At 71.7% G+C, this 25,963-nt stretch carries 30 protein-coding genes and 1 pseudogene; 20 read left to right on the top strand and 11 right to left on the bottom strand.

Features of this window, described 5'->3' with window-relative positions; translation table 11 throughout:
- The first annotated feature begins 22 nt into the window (after window positions 1-22).
- The 7 genes from clpS to LZG04_RS01020 all read left to right on the top strand — a co-directional run bounded on the left by clpS (window position 23) and on the right by LZG04_RS01020 (window position 3,943).
- Entirely contained in the window at window positions 23-322 is a 300-nt protein-coding gene (gene clpS, locus LZG04_RS00990) for an ATP-dependent Clp protease adapter ClpS (RefSeq protein WP_123743809.1), read from the top strand.
- Window positions 319-876, top strand: coding sequence for a DUF2017 domain-containing protein (locus LZG04_RS00995; RefSeq protein ID WP_233812335.1), 558 nt, complete (start codon window positions 319-321; stop codon window positions 874-876). Before clpS ends, LZG04_RS00995 begins: the two co-directional genes overlap by 4 nt.
- Window positions 876-1,439 (top strand): P1 family peptidase, encoded by a 564-nt coding sequence (locus LZG04_RS01000; RefSeq protein WP_233812336.1) that lies wholly within the window; start codon window positions 876-878, stop codon window positions 1,437-1,439. The genes LZG04_RS00995 and LZG04_RS01000 overlap by 1 nt, the downstream gene beginning before the upstream one ends.
- A gap of 140 nt (window positions 1,440-1,579) precedes the next feature.
- Window positions 1,580-2,116, top strand: a complete 537-nt coding sequence (locus LZG04_RS01005) for a DUF2231 domain-containing protein (protein WP_233812337.1) — start codon at window positions 1,580-1,582, stop codon at window positions 2,114-2,116.
- A 51-nt stretch (window positions 2,117-2,167) separates the two neighbouring features.
- Window positions 2,168-2,623: a Mov34/MPN/PAD-1 family protein gene (locus tag LZG04_RS01010; RefSeq protein ID WP_073889135.1), complete on the top strand. Its 456-nt coding sequence runs from the start codon at window positions 2,168-2,170 to the stop codon at window positions 2,621-2,623.
- Between the two features lie 73 nt (window positions 2,624-2,696).
- A complete protein-coding gene (locus LZG04_RS01015; RefSeq protein WP_106615251.1) occupies window positions 2,697-2,969 on the top strand; it encodes a MoaD/ThiS family protein in 273 nt (90 codons plus the stop codon).
- Between the two features lie 23 nt (window positions 2,970-2,992).
- Window positions 2,993-3,943 (top strand): PLP-dependent cysteine synthase family protein, encoded by a 951-nt coding sequence (locus tag LZG04_RS01020; protein WP_233812338.1) that lies wholly within the window; start codon window positions 2,993-2,995, stop codon window positions 3,941-3,943.
- Window positions 3,944-3,993: 50 nt separating this feature from the next.
- Here LZG04_RS01020 and LZG04_RS01025 read toward each other — a convergent pair whose 3' ends face one another.
- Window positions 3,994-5,331 carry a PHB depolymerase family esterase gene (locus LZG04_RS01025; RefSeq protein WP_233812339.1) on the bottom strand — a complete coding sequence of 446 codons (1,338 nt, stop codon included), beginning with the start codon at window positions 5,329-5,331 and terminating at the stop codon, window positions 3,994-3,996.
- The gene (locus LZG04_RS01030) at window positions 5,328-6,011 is read right to left on the bottom strand and encodes a polysaccharide deacetylase family protein (RefSeq protein WP_233812340.1); all 684 of its coding nucleotides are present in this window, start codon (window positions 6,009-6,011) and stop codon (window positions 5,328-5,330) included. Before LZG04_RS01030 ends, LZG04_RS01025 begins: the two co-directional genes overlap by 4 nt.
- Window positions 6,012-6,421: 410 nt before the next feature.
- Here LZG04_RS01030 and LZG04_RS01035 point away from each other — a divergent pair, with 410 nt between their 5' ends.
- Window positions 6,422-7,192, top strand: a complete 771-nt coding sequence (locus LZG04_RS01035; RefSeq protein WP_233812341.1) for an MBL fold metallo-hydrolase — start codon at window positions 6,422-6,424, stop codon at window positions 7,190-7,192.
- Here the strand turns inward: LZG04_RS01035 and LZG04_RS01040 are convergent.
- Window positions 7,189-8,034, bottom strand: a complete 846-nt coding sequence (locus LZG04_RS01040) for an SMP-30/gluconolactonase/LRE family protein (protein WP_308198902.1) — start codon at window positions 8,032-8,034, stop codon at window positions 7,189-7,191. The genes LZG04_RS01035 and LZG04_RS01040 overlap by 4 nt on opposite strands.
- Window positions 8,035-8,123: 89 nt before the next feature.
- Here LZG04_RS01040 and LZG04_RS01045 point away from each other — a divergent pair, with 89 nt between their 5' ends.
- From LZG04_RS01045 to LZG04_RS01065, 5 genes are read left to right on the top strand one after another with little or no spacing between them, the layout of a single operon-like run.
- On the top strand, window positions 8,124-8,789 hold the full coding sequence (locus LZG04_RS01045; RefSeq protein WP_233812343.1) for a rhomboid family intramembrane serine protease: 666 nt from the start codon (window positions 8,124-8,126) through the stop codon (window positions 8,787-8,789).
- The gene (gene murI, locus LZG04_RS01050; protein WP_233812344.1) at window positions 8,786-9,583 is read left to right on the top strand and encodes a glutamate racemase; all 798 of its coding nucleotides are present in this window, start codon (window positions 8,786-8,788) and stop codon (window positions 9,581-9,583) included. Before LZG04_RS01045 ends, murI begins: the two co-directional genes overlap by 4 nt.
- Before the next feature lie 17 nt (window positions 9,584-9,600).
- Entirely contained in the window at window positions 9,601-10,413 is an 813-nt protein-coding gene (locus LZG04_RS01055; RefSeq protein WP_233812345.1) for an MBL fold metallo-hydrolase, read from the top strand.
- Window positions 10,403-10,906 (top strand): hemerythrin domain-containing protein, encoded by a 504-nt coding sequence (locus LZG04_RS01060; RefSeq protein WP_233812346.1) that lies wholly within the window; start codon window positions 10,403-10,405, stop codon window positions 10,904-10,906. The genes LZG04_RS01055 and LZG04_RS01060 overlap by 11 nt, the downstream gene beginning before the upstream one ends.
- A 10-nt stretch (window positions 10,907-10,916) precedes the next feature.
- Complete coding sequence (locus LZG04_RS01065; protein WP_233812347.1) at window positions 10,917-11,318, top strand: OsmC family protein; 402 nt, start codon at window positions 10,917-10,919, stop codon at window positions 11,316-11,318.
- A gap of 183 nt (window positions 11,319-11,501) precedes the next feature.
- Here the strand turns inward: LZG04_RS01065 and LZG04_RS01070 are convergent, their stop codons facing one another.
- Window positions 11,502-12,020, bottom strand: a complete 519-nt coding sequence (locus LZG04_RS01070) for a DUF2231 domain-containing protein (protein WP_233812348.1) — start codon at window positions 12,018-12,020, stop codon at window positions 11,502-11,504.
- A gap of 54 nt (window positions 12,021-12,074) precedes the next feature.
- On the opposite strand from LZG04_RS01070, the gene rph reads away from it, so the two are divergent.
- Both rph and rdgB read left to right on the top strand, forming a co-directional pair.
- A complete protein-coding gene (gene rph / locus LZG04_RS01075) occupies window positions 12,075-12,839 on the top strand; it encodes a ribonuclease PH (protein ID WP_233812349.1) in 765 nt (254 codons plus the stop codon).
- Between the two features lie 10 nt (window positions 12,840-12,849).
- Window positions 12,850-13,452 (top strand): RdgB/HAM1 family non-canonical purine NTP pyrophosphatase, encoded by a 603-nt coding sequence (gene rdgB / locus LZG04_RS01080; RefSeq protein ID WP_233812350.1) that lies wholly within the window; start codon window positions 12,850-12,852, stop codon window positions 13,450-13,452.
- On the opposite strand, the gene LZG04_RS01085 is transcribed toward rdgB, so the two are convergent.
- The 4 genes from LZG04_RS01085 to LZG04_RS01100 form a co-directional block, all read right to left on the bottom strand.
- Entirely contained in the window at window positions 13,446-16,538 is a 3,093-nt protein-coding gene (locus tag LZG04_RS01085) for an NACHT domain-containing NTPase (RefSeq protein WP_374202780.1), read from the bottom strand. The genes rdgB and LZG04_RS01085 overlap by 7 nt on opposite strands.
- A 15-nt stretch (window positions 16,539-16,553) precedes the next feature.
- Window positions 16,554-17,027: a thioredoxin-dependent thiol peroxidase gene (gene bcp / locus LZG04_RS01090; RefSeq protein WP_233812352.1), complete on the bottom strand. Its 474-nt coding sequence runs from the start codon at window positions 17,025-17,027 to the stop codon at window positions 16,554-16,556.
- Between the two features lie 19 nt (window positions 17,028-17,046).
- On the bottom strand, window positions 17,047-17,577 hold the full coding sequence (locus tag LZG04_RS01095) for a hypothetical protein (protein ID WP_233812353.1): 531 nt from the start codon (window positions 17,575-17,577) through the stop codon (window positions 17,047-17,049).
- 294 nt (window positions 17,578-17,871) lie between these two features.
- A complete protein-coding gene (locus tag LZG04_RS01100) occupies window positions 17,872-18,909 on the bottom strand; it encodes an LLM class flavin-dependent oxidoreductase (protein ID WP_233812354.1) in 1,038 nt (345 codons plus the stop codon).
- A gap of 94 nt (window positions 18,910-19,003) precedes the next feature.
- Here LZG04_RS01100 and LZG04_RS01105 point away from each other — a divergent pair, with 94 nt between their 5' ends.
- On the top strand, window positions 19,004-20,044 hold the full coding sequence (locus tag LZG04_RS01105; RefSeq protein WP_233812355.1) for an FAD-dependent oxidoreductase: 1,041 nt from the start codon (window positions 19,004-19,006) through the stop codon (window positions 20,042-20,044).
- On the opposite strand, the gene LZG04_RS01110 is transcribed toward LZG04_RS01105, so the two are convergent.
- Window positions 20,010-21,341, bottom strand: a complete 1,332-nt coding sequence (locus LZG04_RS01110; protein ID WP_233812356.1) for a styrene monooxygenase/indole monooxygenase family protein — start codon at window positions 21,339-21,341, stop codon at window positions 20,010-20,012. The two genes, LZG04_RS01105 and LZG04_RS01110, sit on opposite strands and share 35 nt — an antisense overlap.
- Window positions 21,342-21,408: 67 nt before the next feature.
- Here LZG04_RS01110 and LZG04_RS01115 point away from each other — a divergent pair, with 67 nt between their 5' ends.
- Complete coding sequence (locus LZG04_RS01115; RefSeq protein WP_233812357.1) at window positions 21,409-22,482, top strand: histidine kinase; 1,074 nt, start codon at window positions 21,409-21,411, stop codon at window positions 22,480-22,482.
- Window positions 22,473-23,111, top strand: a complete 639-nt coding sequence (locus tag LZG04_RS01120) for a response regulator transcription factor (protein ID WP_233812358.1) — start codon at window positions 22,473-22,475, stop codon at window positions 23,109-23,111. The genes LZG04_RS01115 and LZG04_RS01120 overlap by 10 nt, the downstream gene beginning before the upstream one ends.
- On the opposite strand, the gene LZG04_RS01125 is transcribed toward LZG04_RS01120, so the two are convergent.
- Both LZG04_RS01125 and LZG04_RS01130 read right to left on the bottom strand, forming a co-directional pair.
- A complete protein-coding gene (locus LZG04_RS01125; RefSeq protein ID WP_233812359.1) occupies window positions 23,096-23,716 on the bottom strand; it encodes a DedA family protein in 621 nt (206 codons plus the stop codon). The two genes, LZG04_RS01120 and LZG04_RS01125, sit on opposite strands and share 16 nt — an antisense overlap.
- Window positions 23,717-23,784: 68 nt before the next feature.
- Window positions 23,785-24,219: an SRPBCC family protein gene (locus LZG04_RS01130; RefSeq protein WP_233812360.1), complete on the bottom strand. Its 435-nt coding sequence runs from the start codon at window positions 24,217-24,219 to the stop codon at window positions 23,785-23,787.
- 23 nt (window positions 24,220-24,242) lie between these two features.
- Between LZG04_RS01130 and LZG04_RS01135 the strand changes: the two genes are divergently transcribed.
- Window positions 24,243-24,794, top strand: a complete 552-nt coding sequence (locus tag LZG04_RS01135) for a TetR/AcrR family transcriptional regulator (RefSeq protein WP_233812361.1) — start codon at window positions 24,243-24,245, stop codon at window positions 24,792-24,794.
- 182 nt (window positions 24,795-24,976) lie between these two features.
- Window positions 24,977-25,961, top strand: a pseudogene (locus tag LZG04_RS01140) (GTP-binding protein).
- Window positions 25,962-25,963 lie beyond the last annotated feature (2 nt).

The raw sequence follows: 25,963 nt of genomic DNA on the forward strand, positions 1-25,963 counted from the left end.
GGAACATGACACCATTGGCGGTATGACCACGCCCGTCGAGCATGAGCGGACGCAGGTTGACCCGGCAGGCGAGGAGGTCCGCTCCGAGGACCGCCCCTGGCAGACGCTGGTCTGGAACGACCCGGTGAACCTGATGTCCTACGTGACGTACGTGTTCCAGAAGCTGTTCGGCTACAGCCGCGACCACGCGACCAAGCTGATGCTGGACGTGCACCACAAGGGCAGGGCGATCGTGTCGTCGGGGACCAAGGACAAGGTGGAGGCCGACGTGGCCAAGCTGCACGCGGCCGGGCTCTGGGCGACCATGCAGCGTTCGTCGTGAAGAAGTGGACACGCACCGGCGACCAGGTGCTCGGCCGGTTCGACCGGCAGGAAGCGGCCGTGGTGCGCGGCCTGGTGAGCCAGATCCAGGACATGCTGCTGGCCCGCGCCGAGGAGGCGCCGCAGGACGAGCTGGCGGAGCTGACCGGCATCCGCACCGGGCCGTCCACGCCGCCGGACGACCCGATCCTGGGCCGGCTGCTGCCGGACTTCCACCGGCTCGACCCCGACGCGCCGGACCCGGCCGAGGTCGACTCGGCCAACGCGCTGCGGTCGTTGCACGAGCCGGAGCTGCTGGACCTCAAGACCGGGGTCGCGGCCGTGGTGCTCCAGACGTGCCCGCCCGACGGCGGTGAGGTGCGGCTGGCGTTGGAGCAGGCCGAGGCGTGGCTGTCGGCGTTGAACGACGTGCGGCTGGCGCTGGGCACGGCGCTGGACGTGCAGGAGGACATGCCCGACGAGCTGCCGCCGGACGACCCGCGGTCGCCGCACCTGGGCGTCTACCACTGGTTGACGTGGGTGCAGGAGACGCTGGTCGAAGCGGTCATGAACTGATGCTGGTGGGGCGGGCGGCGGGGGCGGCCGTGCTGCTGACGCCCGGTGGGGCGGTGGCCGGGGTGGACGTGCGGGGCGCGCCGGTCGGCACCCGTGAGCTGGACCTGCTGGACCCGTCGACGTTGGTGCGGCGGGTGCACGCCGTGGTGCTGGGCGGGCCTTCGGTGGTCGACGGTGTCGTGCGCTGGCTGGCCGAACGCGGCCACGGCTTCCCCGTCGGCCCGCAGCCGTTCGAGGTCGTCCCGATCGTCCCCGCCGCCGAGCCCTTGGGCCTGCCCCCGGCCGACGGCTACGCGATGTGCACCTCCGCCGTGCCGCTGGACGCCCCCGCTCTGGCCCTGATCGGCTCGACCGCCGTCGGCTTGGTCGTGGTGGACGCCGACCTGGACCCGGCGGGGTGCCGAAGGGTGGCGATGTCCGCCCAGGACGCCTTGGCCCGCGCCGGCGTGACCGCGCCCGCCACCGTCTTCGCCGTCGCCACCGGCCACCCGACCGACACCGGCTTGAACACCCTCTGCACCACCGCCACCACCGCCCTCCACCACGCCGTCGGCCGGTCCTGAGCGTTGAACTCGGGGGTTTTGGACGTAGGACTCTCGCGTTCCGAACGTAGGACTCGCGCGAGAGTCCTACGTTCGCGCCGCGTGTGTCCTACGTTCGGAACGGCTGAATTCAACGCTCGCGAACGGGGTACCCGGCCGGTATGGCCGGTGTGCAGAAGGCGTTGAAGTGGGTGCGGACGAGTCCGGCGGTCGGCAAGGCGGCCGGGGCGTTGGCGGAGGCGGTGCCCGCCGCCCTACGCCGACGCGAGGTGACCAAGCTGCTGCGCGCGCGAGCCCTGGGACGGCCGGTGCACCCGGCGGTCGTGGCGTTGCCCATCGGGCTGTACGCGGCGTCCGCGGCGCTGGACCTGATGCCGGGCGGCGGCAAGGCGGCGCGGACGGCTATCGGGGCGGGGCTGGCCCTCGCACCGGCGGCGTTGGCCACCGAACTGGCCGAGTACGGCACGCTGCCCGAGAACAAGCGGCGGGCCGCGTTCGTGCAACTGGCCGCCAACGCAGCGGCGACTGTGTGCTACCTCACGTCGTTCCGGCTCCGGGGCCACGGCTTCGGCCTGATGGCCAGGGGCGCTTCCGCGCTCGGGCTCGCGGTGCTGGGCGCGGGCGGCCTGCTGGGCGTCCACCCGACCGACCCCGCGGTGCACCGTGCGGTCTACGAAGGCACGCGCGAACCGGTGTAGTGCGAGTTCTCACACCCCGGGACACCTTCCCCCACCACGTAGGATGGAGGGGTGCTGGTGATTCGCCGTGACCTCGTCGACGCGATGGTGGCGCACGCCCGTCGCGACCACCCGGACGAGGCGTGCGGGATCATCGCGGGCCCGGAGGGTTCCGACCGCCCGGAGCGGTTCATCGCGATGGACAACGCCGAGCGCTCGCCGACGTTCTACCGCTTCGACTCGATGGAGCAGCTGCGCGTCCACCGCGAGATGAGCGCGAACGACGAGGAGACGATCGTCGTCTACCACTCGCACACGGCGACGGAGGCATACCCGTCCCGCACGGACATCTCCTACGCGAGCGAACCGCAGGCGCACTACGTGCTCATCTCCACCCGTGACCCGGAGCAGCACGAGCTGCGCTCCTACCGGATCGTGGACGGCGTGGTGACCGAAGAGCCGGTCGAGGTCGTGGAGTCGTACATGTTCGCCCACACCGGCGCCGACGACACCCCCGACTGTCCCTGAGCCCTCCAGGTGCGCCCTCGCGCACCACTCGTGGCACCACCTTCACCAAACCCGGCTCCTCGGAGGTACCAGCATGGCCGTCACCGTCTCCATCCCCACGATCCTGCGCACCCACACCGGTGGGCAGAAGTCCGTCGAGGCCGCGGGCGCGACGCTCGCGGAGGTCATCGACGACCTGGAGACCAACCACGGTGGCCTCAAGCAGCGCCTGGTCAAGGAGGGCGCGCTCCACCGGTTCGTCAACGTCTACGTCAACGACGAGGACGTGCGGTTCGCGGGCGGCCTGGAAGCGGCCGTCAAGGACGGCGACACCGTGACGATCCTCCCGGCCGTCGCGGGCGGCTGACCCACCCCTCCGGAGGACGCATCGTGGCCCGGTACGAGTCACTGCTCGACGCGGTCGGCGGCACGCCCCTGGTGGGGCTGCCCCGGTTGTCGCCGTCGAAGGACGTGCGGCTGTGGGCGAAGCTGGAGGACCGCAACCCGACCGGCTCGATCAAGGACCGCCCGGTCCTGATGATGATCGAGGAGGCCGAGCGCAGCGGGGTGCTCACGCCGGGCTGCACGATCCTCGAACCGACGTCGGGCAACACCGGCATCGCCCTCGCCATGGCCGCCAAGCTCAAGGGCTACGGCCTGGTGTGCGTGATGCCGGAGAACACCTCCGCCGAGCGCAAGCAGCTGTTGCAGGCGTACGGCGCGCGGATCGTGTTCTCGCCCGCGGCGGGTGGCTCGAACCAGGCCGTGGCGCTGGCGAAGGAGCTCTCCGCGCAGAACCCGGACTGGGTGATGCTCTACCAGTACGGCAACCCGGCGAACCCCGGCGCGCACTACCACGGCACCGGGCCGGAGATCCTCAAGGACCTGCCGACGATCACGCACTTCGTCGCGGGCCTGGGCACCACCGGCACGTTGGTCGGCGTCGGCCGGTACCTGCGCGAGCACAAGCCGGACGTGCAGGTCATCGCGGCCGAGCCGCGGTACGGCGAGCTGGTCTACGGGCTGCGCAACCTCGACGAGGGCTTCGTGCCCGAGCTGTACGACGCCGAGGTGCTGACCGGCCGCTACTCGGTCGGCTCGTACGACGCGTTGCGCCGCACCCGGCAGCTGCTGGAGGTGGAGGGCATCTTCGCGGGCATCTCCACCGGCGCGATCCTGCACGCGGCGCTGGCCGCGGCGGAGAAGGCGGCGGCGCGCGGCGAGTCGGCGGACGTGGCGTTCGTGGTCGCGGACGCGGGGTGGAAGTACCTGTCCACCGGCGCGTACGCGGGCACGTTGGACGAGGCGGCGGAACGGCTCGACGGCCACCTCTGGGCCTGAGCGCGCGAGAAGGGCCCCGCCTGTCCGGGCGGGGCCCTTCTCGCGCGCGGTCAGCCGACCGTGCAGGGGATCCCGTTGAGCCGGAACGAGTCCGCCTTCGCGGTGTTGCCGCCGTGGGTGGCCTGGAAGCCGATCGTGACCGAGCCCGACGGGGCGATGGAGCCGTTGTAGTTGACGTTGGTCGCGTTGACCATGCCGCTGGTGGGCGAGTAGGTCGCGTTCCAGCCGCTGGTGATCGCCTGCCCGCTGGGCAGGGTGAACGCGAGCGTCCAGCCGTTGATGGCCGTGGTGCCGGTGTTGGCCACCGTGATGCTCGCGGTCAGGCCGGTGTTCCAGGCATTGACGGTGTACGTCACGCGGCAGTTCGACACCGGCTGGGTGGTGGTGGTGCTGGTCGTGGACGTGTTGGACGTCGTGGTGGTGGTCGTGGTCGTGGTCGTGGTGCTGGTGGTCGTCGAAGTGGTCGTGGTCGTGGTGTCACCGGGCTTGTCCAGCCCGAAGAACTGGATCGCGCGCAACGCCATGCCCGTGCTCAGCACGTTGTGGCCGGTGCCCTGGAGGGAGATGGCCTCGACCTTGTCGCCGTAACGGGTGCGCGTCCAGCCGGACTGCGGGCTGTCGGTGGACGTCGGCGTGGTCGACAGGCCGTGGACGTTGGTCCACTGGTCGATCGTCTCGCCGAAGTTCGGGTACCGCAGCGTGTCGTCCGCGGTGCCGTGCCAGATCTGCACGCGCGGGCGCGGGCCGCTGTAGCCGGGGTACATGCCGCGGGCGATGTTGCCCCACTCCTGCGGCGTGCGCAGCACCTGGCCGTTGGCGCAGGCGCTGTTCCAGCCGGAGCCGTCGGTGGTGGCGAAGCAGCCGGCGGGCACGCCCGCGAACGCCGCGCCCGCGGCGAACACGTCCGGGTAGTCGGCCAGCATGACGTTCGTGGTCATCGCGCCGGACGAGACGCCGGTGACGAACACGCGGCTCGTGTCGCCGTTGTAGCGCTGGAGCACGTACCGGACCATCGACATCAGGCCGACCGGGTCGCTGCCGCCGTCACGCCGCAGCGCCTGCGGGCTCGACACGTCGAAGCACTGACCGCTGCGGGTGGCCGACGGGTAGATGACGATGAAGCCGTACTGGTCGGCCAGCCGGGCGAACTCCGTGCCCGAGTAGAACGCCGGGCCGGTGCCCGTGCAGTAGTGCACGGCCAGCAGCACGCCGGGCCTGGCCTGCACGCGGTCGGGCACGTACAGGTGCATGCGCAGGTTGGTCGGGTTCGTGCCGAAGCCGGTGACCTCGGTCAACGTCGCCGCGGACGCCTGCGGTGCGGCCACGAGCGCCAGCACGAAGGCCGCCGCGGCGGCCAGGGAGGTCACGATCGCGCCGAGGACCTTCACGGGGCCACCACCCGTCCGGTGTTGTCGATGCGGCCGGGGCACAGGTTCTTGGCCGCCAGGCCCTGCACGATGCGCGGCACCGCGTTGACCGTGTTCTGGTAGCTCGCGTGCATGAGCACGATGCCGCCGGCGTTCGCGCCGGTCGCCGCGCGCACGATGGCGTCGGTCGACGCGCCGTTCCAGTCCTGCGTGTCGACCGACCAGATGACCTGGGTCAGGCCGAGCTTGCGCGCCTCGGTCTGCACGGTGGCGTTGGTCGAGCCGTAGGGCGGCCGGAACAGCGTCGGCGTTTGGCCGCTGGCGTTGCGGATCGCGTTCTGGGTGTCGGCGAGTTCCTTGGCCACGGCGGCGGCGCTGAGGTTGGTCAGGTACGGGTGCGACCACGAGTGGTTGCCGATCCACATGCCGGCCTGCGCGGCCTCGCGGGTCAGCTGCGGCTGCTGCTGCACGCGTGAGCCGAGGTCGAAGAACGTGGCCCGCGCGCCCGCCGAGCGCAGCGCGCTGATCAGGGGACGGGTGAACTGCGCGTTCGGGCCGTCGTCGTAGGTCAACGCGACGTACCCGTTGCACGCGAGCGCGACCGGGCCGGCTTGCGGCGCGGGTGCGGCGCCCGCAGCGTTCGAGGACAACAGCGGCGCGGCCACCAGCAGCACCGCGGCCAGCAGGGTTCTCAAGACCATTCCCTCCTCCTTGAGGATCACGGCGTGAGTTGTCGTCACTATCTGGCGCGGAGCGGTCGCGGACAACGAGTTTCGTGAATGTTGCGAGTCTCAAATGGCACGGTGATCTGCGGCAACGACCGGTGCACCCGTTTGGTCGCGTCCGCTCGGCCCGAAACCTTTCGATCGGCCGCGCGGTGGTTCGCGCGAATACCTGTCGCCGGTCGTGCCGGGTAATTGCACAACATCCGGGACGGTAATGGCGGAAATTGTCGCGTTACCGATTCTCCTTCGGCAACCCGTATCCTCCGACAGGTCGTTCACCTCGGTTGATGCATTCGAGTGAACCTTGGCGGCGGTCGAATTAATGAACCGGCGGGTGCCCTGTCGCCGCATTTTTCGGCATCGGTCGGGCTGCTATCGTTTCACCCATGCAATTGACGGTGCTCGGGTGTTCGGGCAGTGCGCCGGGCCCTGATCTGCCCACCTCCGGGTACCTCGTCGAGGCGGGCGGCGTGCGGATCGCGCTGGAGCTGGGCAGTGGCGTGTTCGGCCCGCTCATGCGGCTGTGCGACCCGTTCGACCTCGACGCCGTGCTGCTGTCGCACCTGCACCTCGACCACTGCGCGGACTTCGGCTCGCTCGCCGTCTACCGGCGCGAGCACCCGGAGCCGCCCTACGACGTCACCGAACACCGGTTGCGGGTGTTCGCGCCCGCGCACGCGCCGTCCCGGCTCGCCAACGCGCACGCCGCCGGCCGCGCCGAGCTGGCCACCACGGACCTGACCGAGACGTTCGACTTCGTGCCGCTGGCGCCCGGCCGGTACGCCGTGGGGCCGGTGGACGTGGAAGTCGCCGCCATGCGGCACATCTGCGAGGCCTACGGGTTCCGCATCTCCTACGGCGGCGCGTCGCTGGCGTTCTCCGGCGACACGGTGCCGTGCCCCGAGCTGGTGCGGCTGGCCGCGGGCGCGGACCTGCTGCTGGCCGACTCGGCGTGGCGCACCCAGGCCGGCCGGGCCAACTACCTGCACATGAGCGGCCGGGAGGCGGGCGAGGTGGCGCGGGCCGCCGGCGTCGGCCGCCTGGTCCTGACCCACGTCCTGCCGTGGTCGGACCGCGAGGGCGTGCTGCGTGACGCCGAGGAGGCGTTCGACGGGCCGGTCACCCTGGCCACCCCCGGCGCGACCTACGCGATCTAGCCCGCGAACGCGGTGGAGGGCAGGCCCTCGCCGACGCCCGGCAGCACCAGGACCGACCCGGCCAGCTCGCTCGACGCCCCCTCGCCCAACCCGACCCGCGCGGTCGTCACGTAGAGGTCGGTGAAGTCCGCGCCGCCGAAGCAGCACGCAGTCGGCTGGCCCACCGGCAGCTCGACCTCGCGGTCCAGCCGGCCGTCCGGCGTGTACCGGTGCAGCGCCGCGCCACCCCACAGCGCGACCCACACCGCACCGGACGAGTCCACGGTGAGGCCGTCGGGCAGCCCGCGCGGCACCTCCGCCAGCGGACGGCGGTTGGTCGCCTCACCGCTCTCGCGGTCGTAGTCGAGCACGTCGATCCGCCGCTGCGCCGAGTCGACGTAGTACATGAGGCTCGCGTCGGGGCTCCAGCCGATGCCGTTGCTCACGCCCACCTCGTCCAGCACGACCTTCGCGTCACCGCTGGGCTCGACGCGGGCCAGCCAGCCGCCCGGGTCCTCGTCGTAGCGCATCGTGCCCGCCCACAGCCGACCCGCCGGGTCGACCGCGGCGTCGTTGCCCCGCACGCCGTCACGCGCCCAGTAGACGAGCCACGTCTTGGCGCCGTCCCGGTCGATCAGCGCCACGCCGTCGCGCAGGTTGAGCACCAGGCCACCCCTGGTGCGCGGCTTGGCCGCGCCCACGTGCTGCGGCACGTCGAGGACGGCGTCGTCGTCGCGGGACGGGCTGTACCGGTGCACCTCGCTGCCGAGGACGTCCACCCAGAGCAACGTTCCGCTGGCGTGGTCCCACGTGGGGGCCTCACCCAGTTCCGCTTCGGCCCGCACCGCCACTTCGATCGACACCGGCACAGCCTACGGTCACGCCCGGGCCGCCCACGGCGAAGACGCGGAACTCGCCGCCCGACCCCGGATCCCCGCGTAGCCTGGGTGACGTGGACCCCACCGGCCCCTTCACACCGCCGACGCCCGAGCCGGTGCTCGCCGCGCCGAAACCGGCCAAGCCGTTGGCCAAGCGCGTCGTGCCGCCCAGGCCCGTGCTGTCGGCCGTGGTCGTGCTCGGCTTCGTCGGCCTGCTCTACGTCGTCGAGGCGGTCGACACCGTCCTGGGCGGGGCCCTCGACGACGACGGCGTGATCCCGCGCGACTTCAGCCAGTGGGACAACATCGCGTGGTACCCGCTGCTGCACGGCGACTGGGCCCACCTGACCGGCAACGCCGTGCCGCTGCTCGTGCTGGGCTTCCTGGCCACCTCCGGCGGCATCAAGCAGTTCTTCCAGATCACCGCCGTCATCTGGCTGACCAGCGGCCTGGGCGTGTGGCTCTTCGGCTCCTACGGCAGCCACATCGGCGCGTCCGGCCTGGTGTTCGGCTTCCTGGTGTTCCTGCTGGTGCGCGGCATCTTCGCGCGCAGCCCGCTGCAGATCGTGCTGGCCGTGGTCGTCTTCGCGATCTACGGCGCGGCGCTGTGGGGCGTGCTGCCCGGTCAGCCCGGCATCTCGTGGGAGGGGCACCTGTTCGGCGCGCTCGGCGGCGTGCTGGCCGCGTGGGGCGTCGCCCGGGATGCCAGGAAGGGCGCCGCGGCTACGCTGAACGCGTGACCGTCACGGCCGATTCGCCCATCGCGATCTTCGACTCCGGCGTCGGCGGGCTGACCGTCGCCCGGGCGATCATGGACCAGCTGCCGGGCGAGCGGATCCGCTACGTCGGTGACACGGCCAACTGCCCGTACGGGCCGCTGCCGATCGCGCAGGCGCGGAAGTTCGCGCTGGAGGTGATGGACCGGCAGGTCGCCGACGGGGCGAAGCTGCTGGTCATCGCGTGCAACACGGCGTCCGCGGCCTGCCTGCGCGACGCGCGCGAGCGCTACGACATCCCGGTGATCGAGGTCGTGCTGCCGGCCGTGCGCCGTGCGGTCGCCACCACCCGCACGGGCCGGGTCGGCGTCATCGGCACGGTGGGCACGGTCGGCTCCGGTGCCTACCAGGACGCGTTCGCCGCCGCCCGCGACATCGAGGTCACGGCGGTCCCGTGCCCGAGGTTCGTGGACTTCGTGGAACGCGGCATCACCTCCGGCCGCCAGGTGCTGGGCCTGGCGCAGGCGTACCTGGAACCGTTGCAGCGGGCCGAGGTCGACACGCTCGTGCTGGGCTGCACGCACTACCCGTTGCTGACCGGCGTCCTGCAGATCGTGATGGGCGACGGCGTGATGCTCGTCTCCAGCGCCGAGGAGACCGTGAAGGACGTCGTGCGGGTGCTCACCGAGCACGACCTGTTCCGCTCCGGCGACCCCGACCAGCGGTTCAGCTGCACCGGCCCGGTGGAGCCGTTCACCAGGCTCGCCCGCCGATTCCTGCCCGGGTTGGAAAAGGCGTCCTTCCAAGCCCACGGCTGACCTGGCACGCTCCACGGGTGCTGTTGACCATCCTCGGCTGCTCGGGCAGCCTGCCGGGACCGCACGGACCCGCCTCCGGCTACCTCGTCGAGGCGGAGGGCTGCCGACTCGCGATCGAACTGGGCAGCGGCGTGCTGGCGGCGTTGCAGGCGCGTCACAACGCGTTCTCGTTGGACGCCCTGCTGTTCTCCCACCTGCACCCGGACCACTGCGCCGACTTCACCACCCTCGCCGTCATCCGCCGCTACCACACGCACCCGCCGCACGACACCCGCGAGCACCGGCTGCCCGTGCACGGGCCGACCGAGACCGCCGACCGGTTCGCCCGCGCGTACGCCGAGACCGCCGACGAACTGCTCACCACCGACCTGAGCGACGTGTTCGAGTTCCACACCCTCACCGACGGCGAGGTGACGCGCATCGGGCCGTTCGAGATCACCGCGGTCCGGGTCGACCACCCGACCGAGGCGTACGGGTTCCGCATCGCCACCAAGACCGCGACGTTGGCCTACACCGGTGACACCGGGCCGTGCGAGGCGTTGCGCGACCTGGCGCGTGACGTGGACGTGCTGCTGTCCGAGGCGACGTGGACGCACTCCGACGACCGGCCGCCCGGCACGCACCTGTCGGGCGTGCAGGCGGGGCGGGTGGCGGCGGAGGCGGGCGTCGGCCGGCTGCTGCTCACGCACGTCGCGCCGTGGACCGACCGCGACGCCGTGCTGGCGGAGGCGCGCAGCCAGTTCACCGGACCCGTGGAGGTGGTCAGCCAGGGCGACACGTACGCGGTTGACGGGTCGAAGGTCCGGGTAATCGGCGGCCATGGCAACTGATGTCGTCGAGCTGATCCTGGCCGACCACCGCAGGTTCGAGGAGCTGTTCCGCACGTTGCGCGACCGCGAGTCCGACCGCGCGATGGCGTTGAGCGAACTGGCGGCGCTGCTCGTCGCGCACGCCGAGGCCGAGGAGTCCGAGGTGTACCCGGCCCTCAAGCGGTACAAGGAGGTCGACAACGACGAGGTCGACCACGGCGCGGAGGAGCACGCCGAGGGGCACCAGGCGTTGCTGGCCCTCATGGAGGTCCAGGACACCAGCTCCGAGGAGTGGGAGAGCAAGCTGGAGGAGCTGGTCGAGGCGCTCAACCACCACGTGGACGAGGAGGAGCGCACGATCCTCAACGACGCGCGGCAGGAGGTGTCCGACGAGCGGCGCGAGGAGCTGGGCCGGTTGTTCGTCGAGATCCGGCAGAGCCGGTTGGACGACGACTGCGGTGACATCGGCTACGTCCGCAAGATCGCGGCAGCCACGGCGGACCGGATCGACTAACGTCGATCACGTGTCGAACGTCGAGGTGCGTCGGGTCGGTCAGCACGACTTCGTGGCCACGAACGACCGGGGCGCGTCCGTGCGCGTCGGTCGCAAGGGGGCCGAGGGCGCGTTCACGCCCGTCGAACTGCTGCTCGCGGCGGCGGCGGGCTGCGCGGCCGTGACGGCGGAAACCCTGATCACCCGCCGCGTGGACGGCGACCTGGTGGCCCGTGCGGACGACGTGCGCGCGCCGGACGGCCACTCGCTGTCCAGCGTCCCCGTGACCCTGGACTACGACATCTCCGCCTTGGACGACGCCGAACGCGCCGCCCTGGAAACCGCCGTCCGCCGCGCGATCGACCAACTGTGCACCGTCACCCGCACCCTGAAAGCCACCCCTCCCACCCCCCTAATCCTCCCTAACCCGTGAGTCCTACGTTCAGAACGCGCGTGTCCTACGTTCAGAACGCGCGTGTCCTACGTTCAGGACCCCCGAGTTGAACACTCAGAACGCCCCCGGCTGTCGTGAGCGTTGAATTCGGGGGTTCTGAACGTAGGACTCTCGCGTTCTGGACGTAGGACACTCGCGTTCTGGAGGTAGGACACGCGGGGGTTAGGAGGTGCCCACGCCGTTCCAGACGGCGGTGGAGCCGCTGTGGCCGATGCGGACGGTCTGCACGGTGGCGGCGGCACCTGCGGCGATCACCAGGACGGCGACGACCGCGGCGATCCGACGCCACGTCTTCGGCACGGCCGGGTCCTCGGCGGCCGCGGCACGTTCGCGGTCCGCCAGTCGGCCCGCGACCAGCAGCGCCACGACCACCACCCCGAACCCCAGCGCGAACGGCAGCAGGTCGTTGCCCAGGTCGGCGTGACGCTTGATCAACGGGTTGCCGAGCTGCTCGAAGTGCAGGTACAGCTGGTCGCCAGCCGCCTGCGCCAACGGCACCGAGCCCACCCCCAGCAGCGTCACGCCCAGCAGGGGCCACGCGTACCGCTGCCGCCACCGCGGCACCACGGCCATCGCCGCCGCACCCGCCGCGGCCAACGGGAGCAGCACCACCACCGCGTGGACCAGCAGCGGGTGCGCGGGGAGACCGAAGATCGTCACCAGGTCGTTCGCGAGTGCCATGCCTCTCCCTACGCCGGTGGGTCGCCCCCGGGTTCAGCGACATAGGGTAGTGCCGTGCTGAGGACCGATGGCAGGAACGACGACGTACTGCGCGACATCCGGATCACCCGCGGCTTCCAGCAGTGGCCCGCCGGGTCGGTGCTGATCGAGTTCGGCAACACGCGGGTGTTGTGCGCGGCCAGCGTGACCGAGGGCGTGCCCCGGTGGCGGTCCGGCTCGGGCCTCGGCTGGGTGACCGCCGAATACGCGATGCTGCCGTCCGCGACGCACACGCGCAGCGACCGTGAGTCGGTGAAGGGCCGGATCGGGGGACGCACGCACGAGATCAGCCGCCTGATCGGGCGCTCACTGCGCGCGTGCATCGACCTGGCCGCGCTGGGCGAGAACACGATCGTGATCGACTGCGACGTGATCCAGGCCGACGGCGGCACCCGCACCGCCGCCATCACCGGCGCGTACGTCGCCCTGGCCGACGCCGTCACCTGGTTGGGTGCTGCCGGCCGCCTGGCCGACCCCCAGCCGCTGTCGTGCGCGGTGTCGGCGGTGTCGGTCGGCGTGGTGGACGGGCGCGTGCGCCTCGACCTGCCGTACGAAGAGGACTCGCGGGCCGAGGTCGACATGAACGTCGTCGCCACGGACGCCGGCACGTTGATCGAGGTGCAGGGCACCGGCGAGGGCGCGACGTTCGCCCGGTCGACGTTGGACAAGATGCTCGACCTGGCCCTGGCCGGCTGCGCCGAGCTCAACCGCATCCAGGCCGAGGCGCTCGCCCTGCCGTACCCCGGCGTCCTGCCCGAGCCGAAGGCGAAGAAGAAGTGAAGGTCTTGCTGTGAAGCTGCTGCTCGCGTCGCGGAACAAGAAGAAGCTCGGCGAACTGCGCCGGATCCTGCTGGCCGAGGGGCTGGAGGGGATCGAGGTCGTCGGGCTGGACGACGTGCCGGAGTTCCCGGAGGCCCCGGAGACCGACCCGACGTTCGAGGGCAACGCCCTGGCGAAGGCCCGTGACGCGTTCAACGCCACCGGCCTGCCGTCGGTCGCGGACGACTCCGGCATCGCCATCGACGCCCTGAACGGGATGCCGGGCGTGCTGTCGGCCCGCTGGTCCGGCCGCCACGGTGACGACCAGGCCAACCTGGACCTGGTGCTCGGCCAGTTGCGCGACGTCCCGGACGAGCGCCGTGGTGCGGCGTTCGTGTGCACGGCCGCGTTCGTGGCGGGCCCGGACGCGGAAACCGTCGTGCGCGGCGAGTGGCGCGGCACGATCACCCGCGAGCCCGCCGGCGAGAACGGCTTCGGCTACGACCCGATCTTCCGCCCGGAAGGCCACGACGTCACCTCCGCCGAACTGACCCCGGCCGAGAAGGACGCCCTCTCCCACCGCGGCCGCGCCCTGCGACTGCTCCTCCCGCACCTGCGGCAACTGGCTCAGTAGTACTCGATCCTCACGCCGGGCCCGAGCACGTCCAAGCCGATGTACTCGTCTCCCCGCAGGAGGCGGAGGCGGAGGTCCATCCCCCGGAGGGGACGCAGGTCGAGCAGTTCGGAACCTTCGGTGTACAGGGTCAGGACCTGCAAGTGCTCGAGCCGCGAGGCGGCGCGCAGGTTCCGCGCCGCCGCTCCCTCCAGCTCCAGGTGCACCAAGTCGGGCAGGTGGACGTCGATGTCGTCGACGACCTCGGGGGTGTCCGATTGCACGCAGAGGGCGTGCAGGGCGGGTAGCCGACGCAGAAGTGCCAGGTCTGCTCCGCCATGGGGGACGCTGATGTCCAGGTATTCCACCTTGCGCATCGCCGGTAGGGCGTCCAGGTCGATCGAACCGTCCAACGAGAGCGCGACCAGGTCCGGTAGGCGTTCGAGCAGAGCCAGGTCCCGGTAGCCGGAAGCCCCGCGGAGGTAGAGGTGCCGGAGAGCGGGGTGCTCCGAGAGCGGAGCCAAGTCGATCTCACCGATGCACACCTGGTACAAGAACGAGAGGTGCGGGATCCCTCTGAGGTGGTCGAGATCGGCGCACGGTCGGTCCAGCAGCCAGAGCTCGGTCTCGGTCAGGTTCCGCAGCGAGCCAAGGAGCGGTAACAACCGGAGCGACCGCACGCTGATGCGGCCATCGTCAAGCGGGGCGTCGGCGAGCACCTCGCGCGCGTAGCGTTCGGGGTCGAAGTACTCCCAAGCGTTGATGATCTCGTTCTGCACGTCCTTCCGGGCGTCCCGCGCGTAGTGCGCGAGGCGGGGGATGGCGTCCGCGCCACCGGTCAGCGCGACGGCACGGGTGGTCGCTGCGGCGGCGGCCTCCGACAGCCCGTCCAACGTCTCCGGCAGGTAGCGCAGCACGCGGTGGCCGATGGAGGCCAGGGAACGGGTCTCCCGCACGCTGCGCGGCGGCACGAGGTGGTCGCGGATGACGTGGTCGATCCGGGAGTGCACCGGGGCGTCCACATCCGTGACGGTCTCGAGGCACGCGGCGGCCAGCAGGCGCAACCGCCGGGCGTGCCGGGGCTCGGCGTCGGCACGGTCCAGGATGGCGGTCAGCAGGTCACGGGTCTGTGAGCGCTTGCCGTGGCCGCACGCCATCACCACGGTCTCGCGCCACGTGTCCAGGTGCGCGTTGCGGGCCAGCGTCTCGATGTGCTCCTGCTCGGTGGCCTCACTCGCCGCCAAGTACTCCTGGAACGTCCGGTGCACGAAGTCGACCCGCCCGGACACCGGCTCCCGCAGCACCCCGCTGCGCTCCAGCAGGTGGGTCAGGACCACCTCCGCGGGAGAGTCCACGGTGGGCATCGAGGTCAGCTTCAGCGACACGAAAGAAATCGCTCGATCGAGTGGCAGTTCACTCCGACCGGCCTGGATCAGCCGCCACGCCAGATCCCGCAGCAGCACGGTCTTCTCGGTACCGCTCAACATGCCCGCGATCTCGCGTTCCGCGTCACGCAGGTCCAGCAGCATGGTCAACGCCGCCTGGTACAGCTCCATCCGGCTCTGCGGCAGCTCGGAGGTCCGCCCCAGGTTCAGAGCGCACAACATCGCGCACAACAACGGCGAAGCCGCCAGCGCCCGCAGGTGCGGCCGGTTGTCCAACTGCCGCAGCAGCCGCCGTTCCGCGACCGGCAGGTCCTCCGGCGCGCACGGCAGCGACTCGGCGTCACGGGCCGCCTCGTGCCAGCGTTGCAGGAACACCCGTACGTCGGCCGGGCTCATCTGCTCCAACAACACCGAGCCGAAGCCCTCGTCGTGCAGCCACCGCTGGTCGGCGGCCGCCGGCCGCGACGTCACCACCACGCGGGCCCGCGGGAACGCCGGCACCAGCTCCCGCAGCCAGTCGCGCACCAGCCGCCGCTTCCCGGCCGGCACCTCGTCCACCCCGTCGACCAGCACCAACCCCTGACCGGCCCGCAGCACCCGGTGCACCCAGCCGCGGGGCATCAAGCCGACCAGCCACCCCGCCGCGTGGTCCAGGAACTGCTCGGGCCGGGGCAGGGGCGAGTCCGCGTACCGGCGCAGCCGCACGACCAGCGGCACCAGGCCGTTCCACGACGCCAACCGGTCGGTGAACGCCTCTCGTGCCGCCGTCACGGCCAGCCAGTCCAGCAACGTCGTCTTGCCCGACCCCGCCTCACCGCGCACCAACGTCCGGTCGGCGTTGCCGATGGCCGCCTCCACCCGCAGCGAGCCCGGCACGTGGTCGACGTCCGCGCCGAACCAGCGGTCGAACTCGAACCGAGAGCCGCGGCGGTCCTGGTCGGTCACGCTCAGGCTCAGGTAGGCCACGCTCAACGCGAGCTTCGGCCGGTGCCGCATGGTCAGGCCCAGCAGCTCCAGCCGGTCCAGGGTGTTGCCGACGTAGCGCAGGTACTCGTCGCGGAACTCCTCGTCGGTCTCGGCGCCCGCCGGGGCGTGCAGGCTGGTGCGCGGCAGCCGGGCCAGCACGTCCTCCAGCAACGCCGTCTGCTGGGAGGCCCGGCCCAGCACCTCGGCCAACGCGCGCGGCTGGAACTCGGGGAGGTGCCGGATCACCTGGACGAGGTACCGGCACGCCTGGTCCAAGGCGATCTCGTAGAGGCGGGTCGCCTGCTCGGACAGCCCGGCGTCGCGGACGAGCGTCGCGCGCACCCGGCGGGCCAGCAGCTCGGGGTCGGCGTCGGCCGCCAGCAACGCCTCGTCGGACAGGTCCAGCTCACCCAGCGCGTCGACCACGGCGTCCAGCGCCGCCCGCGACTCGTGCTCCGGCAGCGACGCGAACTTGGCGGCCAGCAACGGCTCGAGCTGGTCACCCACCTGGTGGCCGATTCCCGCGATCAGGTGATCGAGTCGGGCGCGCTGGCGCACCGACGACAGCTCCTCCGCGGCCAGCGAGGCCAACGACGCCGCGCGGTCACGCGACTTTCGCCTCCGGGCCAGCCAGGCTTTCGCGGCGTGCTGCGCCACGGCTTCGCCGAGCTTGCCGGCCGCCGCCTCCAGAATGGCGATGGTGCCCTCCCCGTGCTCCCCGCCGACAGGGTCGGGCAGGGGAGGACGCCCGGCAATCGGTCGTACGGGTGATCAGGCGGGCAGTTCGCGCAGCAGCTTGGCCACGTGGCCGGTCGCGCGGACGTTGTACATCGCCTTCTTGACGTTGCCCTCGGGGTCGACCAGGAACGTCGAGCGGATCACGCCCATGACGGTCTTGCCGTAGTTCTGCTTCTCCCCGAACGCGCCCCACTCGGCCAGCACCTTGCGGTCGACGTCGGACAGCAGCGGGAAGTTCAGCCCCTCCGCGGCGGCGAACTTGGCCAGCTTCTCGGGCTTGTCCGGCGAGATGCCGACCACGTCGTAGCCCGACGACGCGAGGTCGCCGAGGCTGTCGCGGAAGTCGCACGCCTGCTTGGTGCAGCCCGGCGTGCCCGCGGCCGGGTAGAAGTAGACGACCACGGAGCGGCCGAGGTAGTCGGAAAGCGAGACGGGCTTGCCCTCGCTGTCGGGCAGCGTGAACGCCGGGGCCTTGTCGCCCGGGGACAGGCGCTTCTGCTCGGTCATGGCCCCAGACGCTACAAGGTCAGGCCACGCCCTCGTACGTCGCGCTCGGCTCCTGGTCGGCCCCGTTCGGCTCGACCACCAACCGCAGCCGCACGGGCTCGGCGGGCACCGCGAACGCCACCGTCAGCACGGTCTCCGCACCGGGTGCCACCTCGGTGACCCCCGCGCCGACGCCGTTGATCCCCTGCACGGAGTCGCGCACCTCGGCCACCGGCGCGCCGTCGACGAACGCCCGCAGGGACAGTTGGCTGGTCCGGTAGGCGGTCTTGGTGCCGTTGACCACGGTCAGGGTGAACACGGCGGTGCGCGGCGACTGCGGGAACGACGTGTCGCTCGGCTTGAGCGACGTGGGCGGCTGCACGGTGACGGCCATGCCGTTGCCCCACACGCGCTGCGTGCCGAAGGCGGTGGAGCCCGAGGACGACGGCGAGTCGCCGCGCTGCTCGGCCACCGCGGACGGCCCGGGGGGCGTGGAAATGTCGGAGGGGTCCGCACATCCCGCCATTGCCAGGCCGAGGCACACGCCGGCGGCCAGTCTGGCGAACTTCACGAACCTCCCCTTCCCGCCCCGGCGGTGGGCTTGACTGCGACTGCCACCACCATGACGGTGTCGAGGGGTGCCCGGTGGCCGAACCAGGGCCTTGATTCGCACCTGGTGCCTGCCTGTGGCCAAGCCGTGATGACGCACGGCTGCCCGCGTGGGCGGCGCCACACCTGACGGGCGCCCACGCGGGTCGGCGGCGGCCGAGCACCGGGCGAGCGGGTCGCCCGGAAGTTGGGGAGCGCGTCGGGGGGCGTGCGCGCTCCACTACGATCATCGCGGCCCGTGGCCGAACCGCTACACCTATACTTCGGTCTTCACCCGTTCGGACGCACCCTGGATGGGCGAACGTCCCGCGAGTTCGGCCAGCAGCTCGTAAGAGCGCAGCCGGTCCGACTGCTCGGCGACCATCGTCGTGACCATCAGCTCGTCGGCCCGCGTGTCCTCCAGCAGCCGCTCCAGCTCGGCCTCGACGGTCTTGGGCGACCCGATGACCTGCGACGCGATCCGGTCCTCGAAGATCAGCCGCTCGACGTCGGTGTACGGGTAGTCGGCGGCCTCCTGGGACGTGGCCAGCGGACCGGGCCGCCCGCTGCGCAGCTTGACGAACGCCAGCGCGCCCGGACCGGCGATCCACCGCGCCTGCTCGTCGGTGTCCGCCACGATCACCGAGGCGCAGACCAGCGCGTACGGCTTCTCCAGCCGCTCGGAGGGGCGGAACCGCTCGCGGTACAGCGCCAGCGCGGGCAGCGTGTTCTCCGCGCTGAAGTGGTGGGCGAACGCGAACGGCAGCCCGAGCAGGCCCGCGACCTGGGCGCTGTACCCGCTCGACCCGAGCAGGAACACGTCCGGCTTGTTGCCCTCGGCGGGCATCGCGTTGAGCTGCTCGGTGCCGTTGAAGTAGCCGGTCAGCTCGCTGAGCTGCTGGGGGAAGTCGTCCACCGAGAGCGGGCCGGTGGTCCGGCGCAACGCCTGCGCGGTGCGCTGGTCCGTGCCGGGCGCGCGGCCGATGCCGAGGTCGATGCGGCCGGGGTGCAGGGCGGTCAGCGTGCCGAACTGCTCGGCCACCACCAGCGGCGGGTGGTTGGGCAGCATCACGCCGCCGGAGCCGACGCGCAGCGTGGTGGTGGCGTCGGCGACGTGGCCGATGAGGATCGCGGGGGAGGAGCTGGCGATGCCGGGCATGTTGTGGTGCTCGGCCAGCCAGAACCGGGTGAAGCCGAGCCGTTCGACGTGCTGGGCCAGCTCGCGCGTGTGCCTCAACGCCGTGCGCGCGTCGCTCGCCGTGGTGACCGTGGCGAGGTCGAGTGCGGACAGCGGCACGTCGCGAAGTCGGCTCATGCCTTCCACCAACGTCGAAGACCCCGAATGCCTTCCTGGTGTGACGGTCCCGACACCGGGAAGTGCCCGACCGGGCCCCGGTGTTGGTCATGGCATGGACGTCGTGGTCGTCGGTGCGGGTCAAGCGGGGCTGTCCGCGGCCTACTTCCTCAAGCGCGCGAACCTCGACCACGTCGTGCTCGACGCCGACGAGGGGCCCGGCGGCGCGTGGCGGCACCGCTGGCCGACGCTGCGGATGGCGACCGTGCACGGCATCCACGATTTGCCCGGCATGCCGTTCACCGAACCGGACCCGACCGCGCCCGCCAACGAGGTGCTGCCCGCCTACTTCGCCGACTTCGAGCGCCGCAACGGCATCGACGTGCGGCGGCCGGTGCGCGTGCACGCCGTGCGCGACCACGACGGCCTGCTGCGCGTGGAGACCGACCAGGGCGTCTGGGAGGCCCGCGCCCTGGTCAACGCCACCGGCACGTGGACCCGCCCGTTCTGGCCCCGCTACCCCGGCCAGGAGCTGTTCGAGGGCCGTCAGCTGCACTCCTCGCAGTACCGGGGGCCCGAGGAGTTCGCCGGGCAGCGCGTGGTCGTGGTCGGCGGCGGCACGTCGGCCGTGCAGCAGTTGCTGGAGGTCGACCGGCACGCCGCGCGCACGACCTGGGTGACGCGCCGTGAGCCGGAGTTCTTCGACGAGCCGTTCACGCCGGAACTGGGCCGGGCCGTGGTGGCGAAGGTGGAGGACCGGGTCCGCCGGGGCCTGCCGCCGCGCAGCGTGGTCAGCGTCACCGGCCTGAACCTCACCCCGGCCGTCCGCGCGGGCCTGGCGACCGGTGTGCTGGCCCGTCGGCCGATGTTCGACCGCATCACGCCGGACGGCGTGGCCTGGCCCGACGGCACGCACGAGCGGGTCGACGTGATCCTGTGGGCGACCGGGTTCCGCGCCGCCCTGGACCACCTCGCCCCGCTGCGCCTGCGCGGCCCCGGCGGCGGCATCCGGCTCGACGGCACGAGGGTCGTCGCCGACCCGCGCGTGCACCTCGTCGGCTACGGGCCGTCGGCCAGCACCGTCGGCGCCACCCGGGCGGGCCGTGCCGCGGCGAAGGAGATCAAGGCGTCGCTGACCCTCCGACCGGCCGCCTGAACAGCCGCGACGCCTTCTGCCCGAGCAGGTTCGCGCCGACGCCCAGCTTGTACCGCAGCACGTCCAACCTGCCCACGTCGCGCCGGGCCAGGAACTCGCGGGTGGCCGCCGCGTCGAAGAACCACGGGAACAGCGACGACGGGTCGTTGAAGCCCTCCCACAGCTGCTCGCCGATGTCCTCCCGGCGTGACGCGGCCAGCATCACGGTCTTCTGCTCGTTCGACAGCGGCGCGAGCAGCCCGTTGGAGAAGTCGCTGGTGTAGCGGCCGTGCTCCCACCACTCGTCGAACCGCCCGGTCAGCCACGACGCGGTGAACGGGCCGTCGTGCGCGGCGAGTTCCTCGGCGAAGAACCGGGCCATCCGGGTGGCGTTGTTCGCGCCCTGGCCCGCCAGCGGGTCGTTGAGCACGACGGCGTCGCCGAGGCCGAGCACGTGCCGCCCGGACGGCAGCACGGCCACCGGCTTGCGCACCACCGGCACGACCTGGCCCTTGATCCAGGTCACCGGGCTGGTCGGGCGCGCGGGCCGCAGGAACGCCGACTCGTGCGGGAACAGCTCGTCCACGACCTCCTTGAGCACGTCGAGGCCCTCGTCGGCCGAGGTCACGCCCCGGAACCGGTCGGCGCGGCCACCCGGCGCGGCCTCCACCACGATGCTGCGCGACTCGCCCACGTCCTTGTCGAAGAACGGCACCCAGAACACCTCCAGCGTGCCCGGCAGGTACGAGAACACGCCCTCCCGGTGCTCGGGCCGAGCGGCCAGGTCGTAGCCGTGGATGTTGACCATGAACAGGCTGCGCTGCGGCTCGGAGTGCACCGACCGCGCCGGGTCGCGCTCGAACAGGCCGGTCAGCGACTTGTGCCCGGCCGTGACGACCACCAGGTCGTGCGCGGCGGCCAGCTCGTCCAGGTCGTCCACGTCGACCTCGCCGATCACCAGCTCCGCGCCCCGCTTCTCCACCTCGCGCATCCCGGCGGAGAACTTCAGCCGCTGGTCCACGGCCAGCGCGGGCTTGCGCAGCGGCGCGTCGACGGAGAACGCGAGCGCGCGGCCGTCCGTGAACAGGTCGAGGTGGATGCGCCCCATCCGGGACGCCTCGGGCCAGAAGTCCAGGCCCAGCTCAGCCTCGTACTCGACCTGGTCGCCGAACAGGCAGGCGGTCGGCCGGCCGCGGTCGTCGAGGTGCTCGTCCGCCGTCCGGTCGGAGTAGAGGGTGACCTGCCATCCGGCCCGCAAGAGCGCCGCCGACAACACCAGACCCGCCTGACCTGCACCGATGACCCCGATTGTCGCCACGCTACCGATCCTGGGCAGCGGGTGTGCGATGGCCAATAGCACGATCGGGTCGACTAGCCTCGATCAGGTGCACAGGGGGTTGCGCGTCGTTGCCGGGCTGTTGCTCGGCTTCGGATCCGCGCTGGTGGATCTCTTGGTGGTGGTGTTCACCCGGAAGGCGGCTGTCGCCGCGGCCGGGTGGGAACGGCGGCGGCTGCGCGCGTTCCTCGGGATCGACAGCGCCGAGCCCAGCCGCGAGCAGGCGGTGCGCTACCTGGCCGTGCGCGCGCCGGTCGGCCTGTTCGGCGGTTTCGTGCTGGCCTGGCTGTTCTACGGGCTGGCCATGGGCGTGGTCGTGGCGTACCGGCTGGTCGCGGGCGGTCCCACCAGCGGGCTGGACCGGTCCGACAACTGGACCGACTTCCTGTGGACGGGCTTGATCGGGCTGGTCCTGCTCTACATCGAGGTCCAGGGCATCATCGGCGTGGTCGCGCTGGAGGCGAAGGTGGCCCGGCGCTGGCTCGGACCCAGCGAGGCCGAGCTGCTGCGCCTGCGCATCGACGAGCTGGCCGCGAGCCGGGCGGGCATCGTGGCCGCCGTGGACGCCGAGCGGCGGCGCATCGAACGCGACCTGCACGACGGCGTGCAGCAGCGGCTGGTCGCGCTGGGCATGCTGCTCGGCCGCGCCCGCCGCAACCCCGACCACGCCGACGCCCTGCTGGCCCAGGCGCACGAGGAGTCCCGGCACGTGCTGGAGGACCTGCGCGAGGTGGCGTGGCGGGTCTACCCGGCGGCGCTGGACTCGTTGGGCCTGGTCGAGGCGTTGGAGGCGGTCGCGGACCGGTCGGCGATCCCGGTGCGGATCCGGTGCGCGCCCCTGACCGCCGCGCCGCAGGTGGAGACGGCCGTGTACTTCGTGGTGTGCGAGGCGGTGACGAACGCGGCCAAGCACTCGGGTGCGACCATGATCGGCGTGGACATCACCCAGGAGGCGGGCGCGGTGCGCGTGCGGGTCGCCGACGACGGCGTCGGGGGAGCGGACCCGGCGGGCGGTGGGCTGGCCGGGCTGTCGCGGCGGGTGCTCGCGCTGGACGGCACGTTCGGCGTGACCAGCCCGGCGGGCGGCCCCACGGTGATCACCGCGGAGGTTCCGTGCGGGTGATCCTGGCCGAGGACTCGACGTTGCTGCGCGAGGGCTTGGTGCGGCTGCTGGTCGAGGAGGGCCACGAGGTGCTGGCCGCCGTCGGTGACGCGGAAGCGCTGGTCAGCGCCGTGGCGGCGCACGTGCCGGACGTCGTGGTGACCGACGTGCGGATGCCGCCGACGAACTCCGACGAGGGACTGAAGGCCGCGTTGGAGATCCGCCGGCGGTTCCCCGGCGTGGGCGTGCTGGTGCTGTCGCAGTACGTCGAGCAGCGCTACGCCGTCGACCTGCTCACCGAGCACGCCGACGGCGTCGGCTACCTGCTCAAGGACCGCGTGGTGCAGGTGGAGGAGTTCCTGGACGCGTTGCGCCGGGTCGGCGCGGGCGACGTGGCGTTCGACCCGGAGGTGGTGCGGCGGCTGCTGGCCCGCACCACCCACCCGCTGGACGTGCTGACCGAGCGGGAGCGGCAGGTGCTGGCGCACATGGCCGAGGGGCACACGAACAACGCGATCGCGTCCCGGCTGCACGTGTCGCGCAGCGCGGTGGAGAAGCACATCAACTCGATCTTCGACAAGCTCGGTCTGTCCGACGTGGACGGCTACAGCAGGCGGGTGCTGGCGATCCTGCGCTACCTGCGGGCCTGATCGGACTTGCGGCGCTGGGCCAGCCGTGACACGACGAACCACCCCACGGCCAGCACGACCAGGCCGAGCACGACCTTCGACACGATGCCCATGTACTGGTCGACGAGGTGGTAGTTCGCGCCGAGCACGTACCCGGCGAGGATGAGCGCGGTGTTCCAGATCAGGCTGCCCGCCGCCGTCAGCAGCAGGAAGCTCGGCAACGGCATGCGCTCGACGCCCGCGGGGATGGAGATGAGGCTGCGGAAGATCGGCACCATGCGCCCGAAGAACACCGTCGCCTTGCCGTGGCGGGCGAACCACTCCTCGGTGCGGTCCACGTCGGACACGTTCACCAGCGGCATGCGCTGGGCGATGGCCCTGATCCGGTCACGGCCCAGCGCCGCGCCCAGGTAGTACAGCGCCAGCGCGCCGGCGACCGACCCGGTGGTGGTCCACAGGATCGCGGCGAACAGGTTCATCTTGCCCTGGCTCGCGGTGAAGCCCGCCATCGGCAGGAACAGCTCGCTCGGCAGGGGAGGGAACAGGTTCTCCAGCGCGATCGCGATCCCGGCGCCGGGCGCGCCGAGGGTTTCCATCAGGTCGGTGATCCACGAGACGACGTCCATGATCCCAAGTTACGAACGCGCCGGTGCCGTCACCATGAAGTCCGCCGCACACCGGGGTGTGGAAAACCTCAGTCCTCCACCGCGGCGCGTGCGGCCAGTGCCTTGGCGTACCGCGAGATCACGGCTTGGAGCACCCGGCGGTAGAGCCACCCCGTCCCGCGTGCCTTGGGCTCGAACGACGAGTGCCAGCGGATCGCCGTCCCGTCGCCGTCCGGCGAGAGGTCGATGAACGCCCGGTAGTCGCGAATGGCGAGACCCGAGAGCAGGACGTAGCCCACCCGCCGGTTCGGCGTCAGTTCGACGACCTCCTCCCTCGTCGGCTCCTTGCGGCCTTTGTTGTGGAATACCCGCACTTCGCCGACGCCATGCGCGTCACCCGCGCGTTCGCGCTCGTACCGCAGCACGGGCGACCACTCGGGCCACGTCGAGCTGTCGGCGGCCAGCCGGTAGACCCGTTCCGGCGGTGCTTCGCTGCGGACGCGCACGTCCACTCTCTGTACCATGCGGTACATGTACCATCTGGTACATGACGGAACAAGGGGGTGCGCGGCAACGCCTGCTCGCCGCCGTGGTCGAGCACCTCGCCGAGCACGGCCTGGCCGACGTGAGCCTGCGCGGTCTCGCCGAGGCCGTGGGCACCAGCCACCGGATGCTCATCTACCACTTCGGCTCGATGGAGGGCCTGCTGGTCGAGGTCGTGCGCGCGGTCGAGGCGAGGCAGCGGGCCGTGCTGGCGTCACTGCCGACCGACGACCCGGCCGAGGCCGCCCGCGCGTTCTGGCGCACGCTGACCAACCCGTCCCTGCGCGCCCACGAACGCCTGTTCTTCGAGCTCTACGCCCAGGCCGCCCAGGGCCGTCCCGGCACCACGCCGCTGCTGGACGGCATCGTCACCGACTGGCTGGAACCGATCGCCGCCGTCCAGCGCTCCCTCGGCCACCCGCCGGCCGTCGCCGAGGCCCGCGCCCGCCTCGGCCTGGCCGTCGCCCGCGGCCTCCTGCTGGACCTGATCGCCACCAACGACCTGCCCGCCGTCAACGCCGCCATGGACCAGTTCATCACCCTGACCACCCCGTGAGTCCTACCTCCACGCCGCGTGTGTCCTACGTCCAGAACGCGTGTGTCCTACGTTCAGGACCCCCGAATTCAACGTTCAGAACCCCCGCCGCCCCTCCGTGAGCGTTGAACTCGGGGGTCGCGAACGTTGGACTCTCGAGGTGCGAACGTAGGACTCTCGCGGGGGACGTAGGATCGGCAGGCGTGAAGCGGATCCCGGTGGTCGTGGTCGCGGGGTTCCTCGGGGCCGGCAAGACGACGTTGCTCAACCACCTGCTCAACGGCAGCCGCGGCACGCGGATCGGGGTCGTGGTCAACGACTTCGGCGCGATCGGCATCGACGCGATGAGCGTGGCCGGGCAGGTCGACTCCACCGTCTCGCTGAGCAACGGGTGCCTGTGCTGCGCGGTCGACGTGAGCGAGCTCGACGCGATGCTGGCCAAGCTGGACTCGCTGGTCGACGTCATCGTGATCGAGGCGAGCGGCTTGGCCGAACCGCAGGCCATGGCGCGGATGGTGCTCGCCACCGAGAACCCCCGCCTGACCTACGGCGGCCTGGTGCTGCTGGTCGACGCCGCCGAGTTCCCCGACGACCTGGCCAAGGCACCTGCGCGTGGCCGACCTCGTGGTGCTGAACAAGGTCGACCGCGTCACGGACCCGGACGCGCTCGCGGCCGAGATCGAGCGGCTCAAGCCGGGCGTGCCCGTGGTGCGGTCGTCGTTCGGCCGCGTGGACCCGGCCCTGCTGTTCGACCCGCGCCCGCGCGAGCGGTCCGGCCAACTGTCCTTCGAGGACCTGCTGGACGAAGAGCACGACCACGTGCGCTACGACAGCGTGGAGTTCACCGGCGGCGCGATGAACCCGTTGCGCTTCATGGCTTTCCTCGACGCACGGCCCAAGGGCCTGTACCGGATCAAGGGCTTCGTGCGGTTCGACGTGCCCGGCCACCGGCAGCGGTTCGGCCTGCACACCGTCGGCGCGTTCCTGCGGTTCGAACGGTCGGCGTGGCCGGGGCTGCGGCGCACGGAGCTCGTGCTCATCGGCACGGGCCTGGACGTCGCCGCGATCCGCGCGGAGCTGGCCGCCTGCGAGGAGCCGGACCCGGCCTCGGTGGACCCGCAGTCGATGCTGGAAGTCCTGCGCTACACCGCGCAACCCCCGACGGTGAACGCCGGGGGCCGCCGGTGACG

Origin of the sequence: Saccharothrix sp. S26, assembly GCF_021390395.1 — a bacterium.
Classification (GTDB): domain Bacteria; phylum Actinomycetota; class Actinomycetes; order Mycobacteriales; family Pseudonocardiaceae; genus Actinosynnema.

Excerpts from the sequence above, each read along its gene's own strand:
- clpS (WP_123743809.1), top strand. The coding sequence starts at position 23 with ATGACCACGCCCGTCGAGCATGAGCGGACGCAGGTTGACCCGGCAGGC.
- LZG04_RS01000 (WP_233812336.1), top strand. The coding sequence starts at position 876 with ATGCTGGTGGGGCGGGCGGCGGGGGCGGCCGTGCTGCTGACGCCCGGT.
- LZG04_RS01005 (WP_233812337.1), top strand. The coding sequence starts at position 1,580 with ATGGCCGGTGTGCAGAAGGCGTTGAAGTGGGTGCGGACGAGTCCGGCG.
- LZG04_RS01015 (WP_106615251.1), top strand. The coding sequence starts at position 2,697 with ATGGCCGTCACCGTCTCCATCCCCACGATCCTGCGCACCCACACCGGT.
- LZG04_RS01030 (WP_233812340.1), bottom strand. The coding sequence starts at position 6,011 with ATGGTCTTGAGAACCCTGCTGGCCGCGGTGCTGCTGGTGGCCGCGCCG.
- LZG04_RS01035 (WP_233812341.1), top strand. The coding sequence starts at position 6,422 with ATGCAATTGACGGTGCTCGGGTGTTCGGGCAGTGCGCCGGGCCCTGAT.
- LZG04_RS01060 (WP_233812346.1), top strand. The coding sequence starts at position 10,403 with ATGGCAACTGATGTCGTCGAGCTGATCCTGGCCGACCACCGCAGGTTC.
- LZG04_RS01070 (WP_233812348.1), bottom strand. The coding sequence starts at position 12,020 with ATGGCACTCGCGAACGACCTGGTGACGATCTTCGGTCTCCCCGCGCAC.
- bcp (WP_233812352.1), bottom strand. The coding sequence starts at position 17,027 with ATGACCGAGCAGAAGCGCCTGTCCCCGGGCGACAAGGCCCCGGCGTTC.
- LZG04_RS01100 (WP_233812354.1), bottom strand. The coding sequence starts at position 18,909 with ATGAGCCGACTTCGCGACGTGCCGCTGTCCGCACTCGACCTCGCCACG.
- LZG04_RS01105 (WP_233812355.1), top strand. The coding sequence starts at position 19,004 with ATGGACGTCGTGGTCGTCGGTGCGGGTCAAGCGGGGCTGTCCGCGGCC.
- LZG04_RS01125 (WP_233812359.1), bottom strand. The coding sequence starts at position 23,716 with ATGGACGTCGTCTCGTGGATCACCGACCTGATGGAAACCCTCGGCGCG.
- LZG04_RS01130 (WP_233812360.1), bottom strand. The coding sequence starts at position 24,219 with ATGGTACAGAGAGTGGACGTGCGCGTCCGCAGCGAAGCACCGCCGGAA.
- LZG04_RS01135 (WP_233812361.1), top strand. The coding sequence starts at position 24,243 with ATGACGGAACAAGGGGGTGCGCGGCAACGCCTGCTCGCCGCCGTGGTC.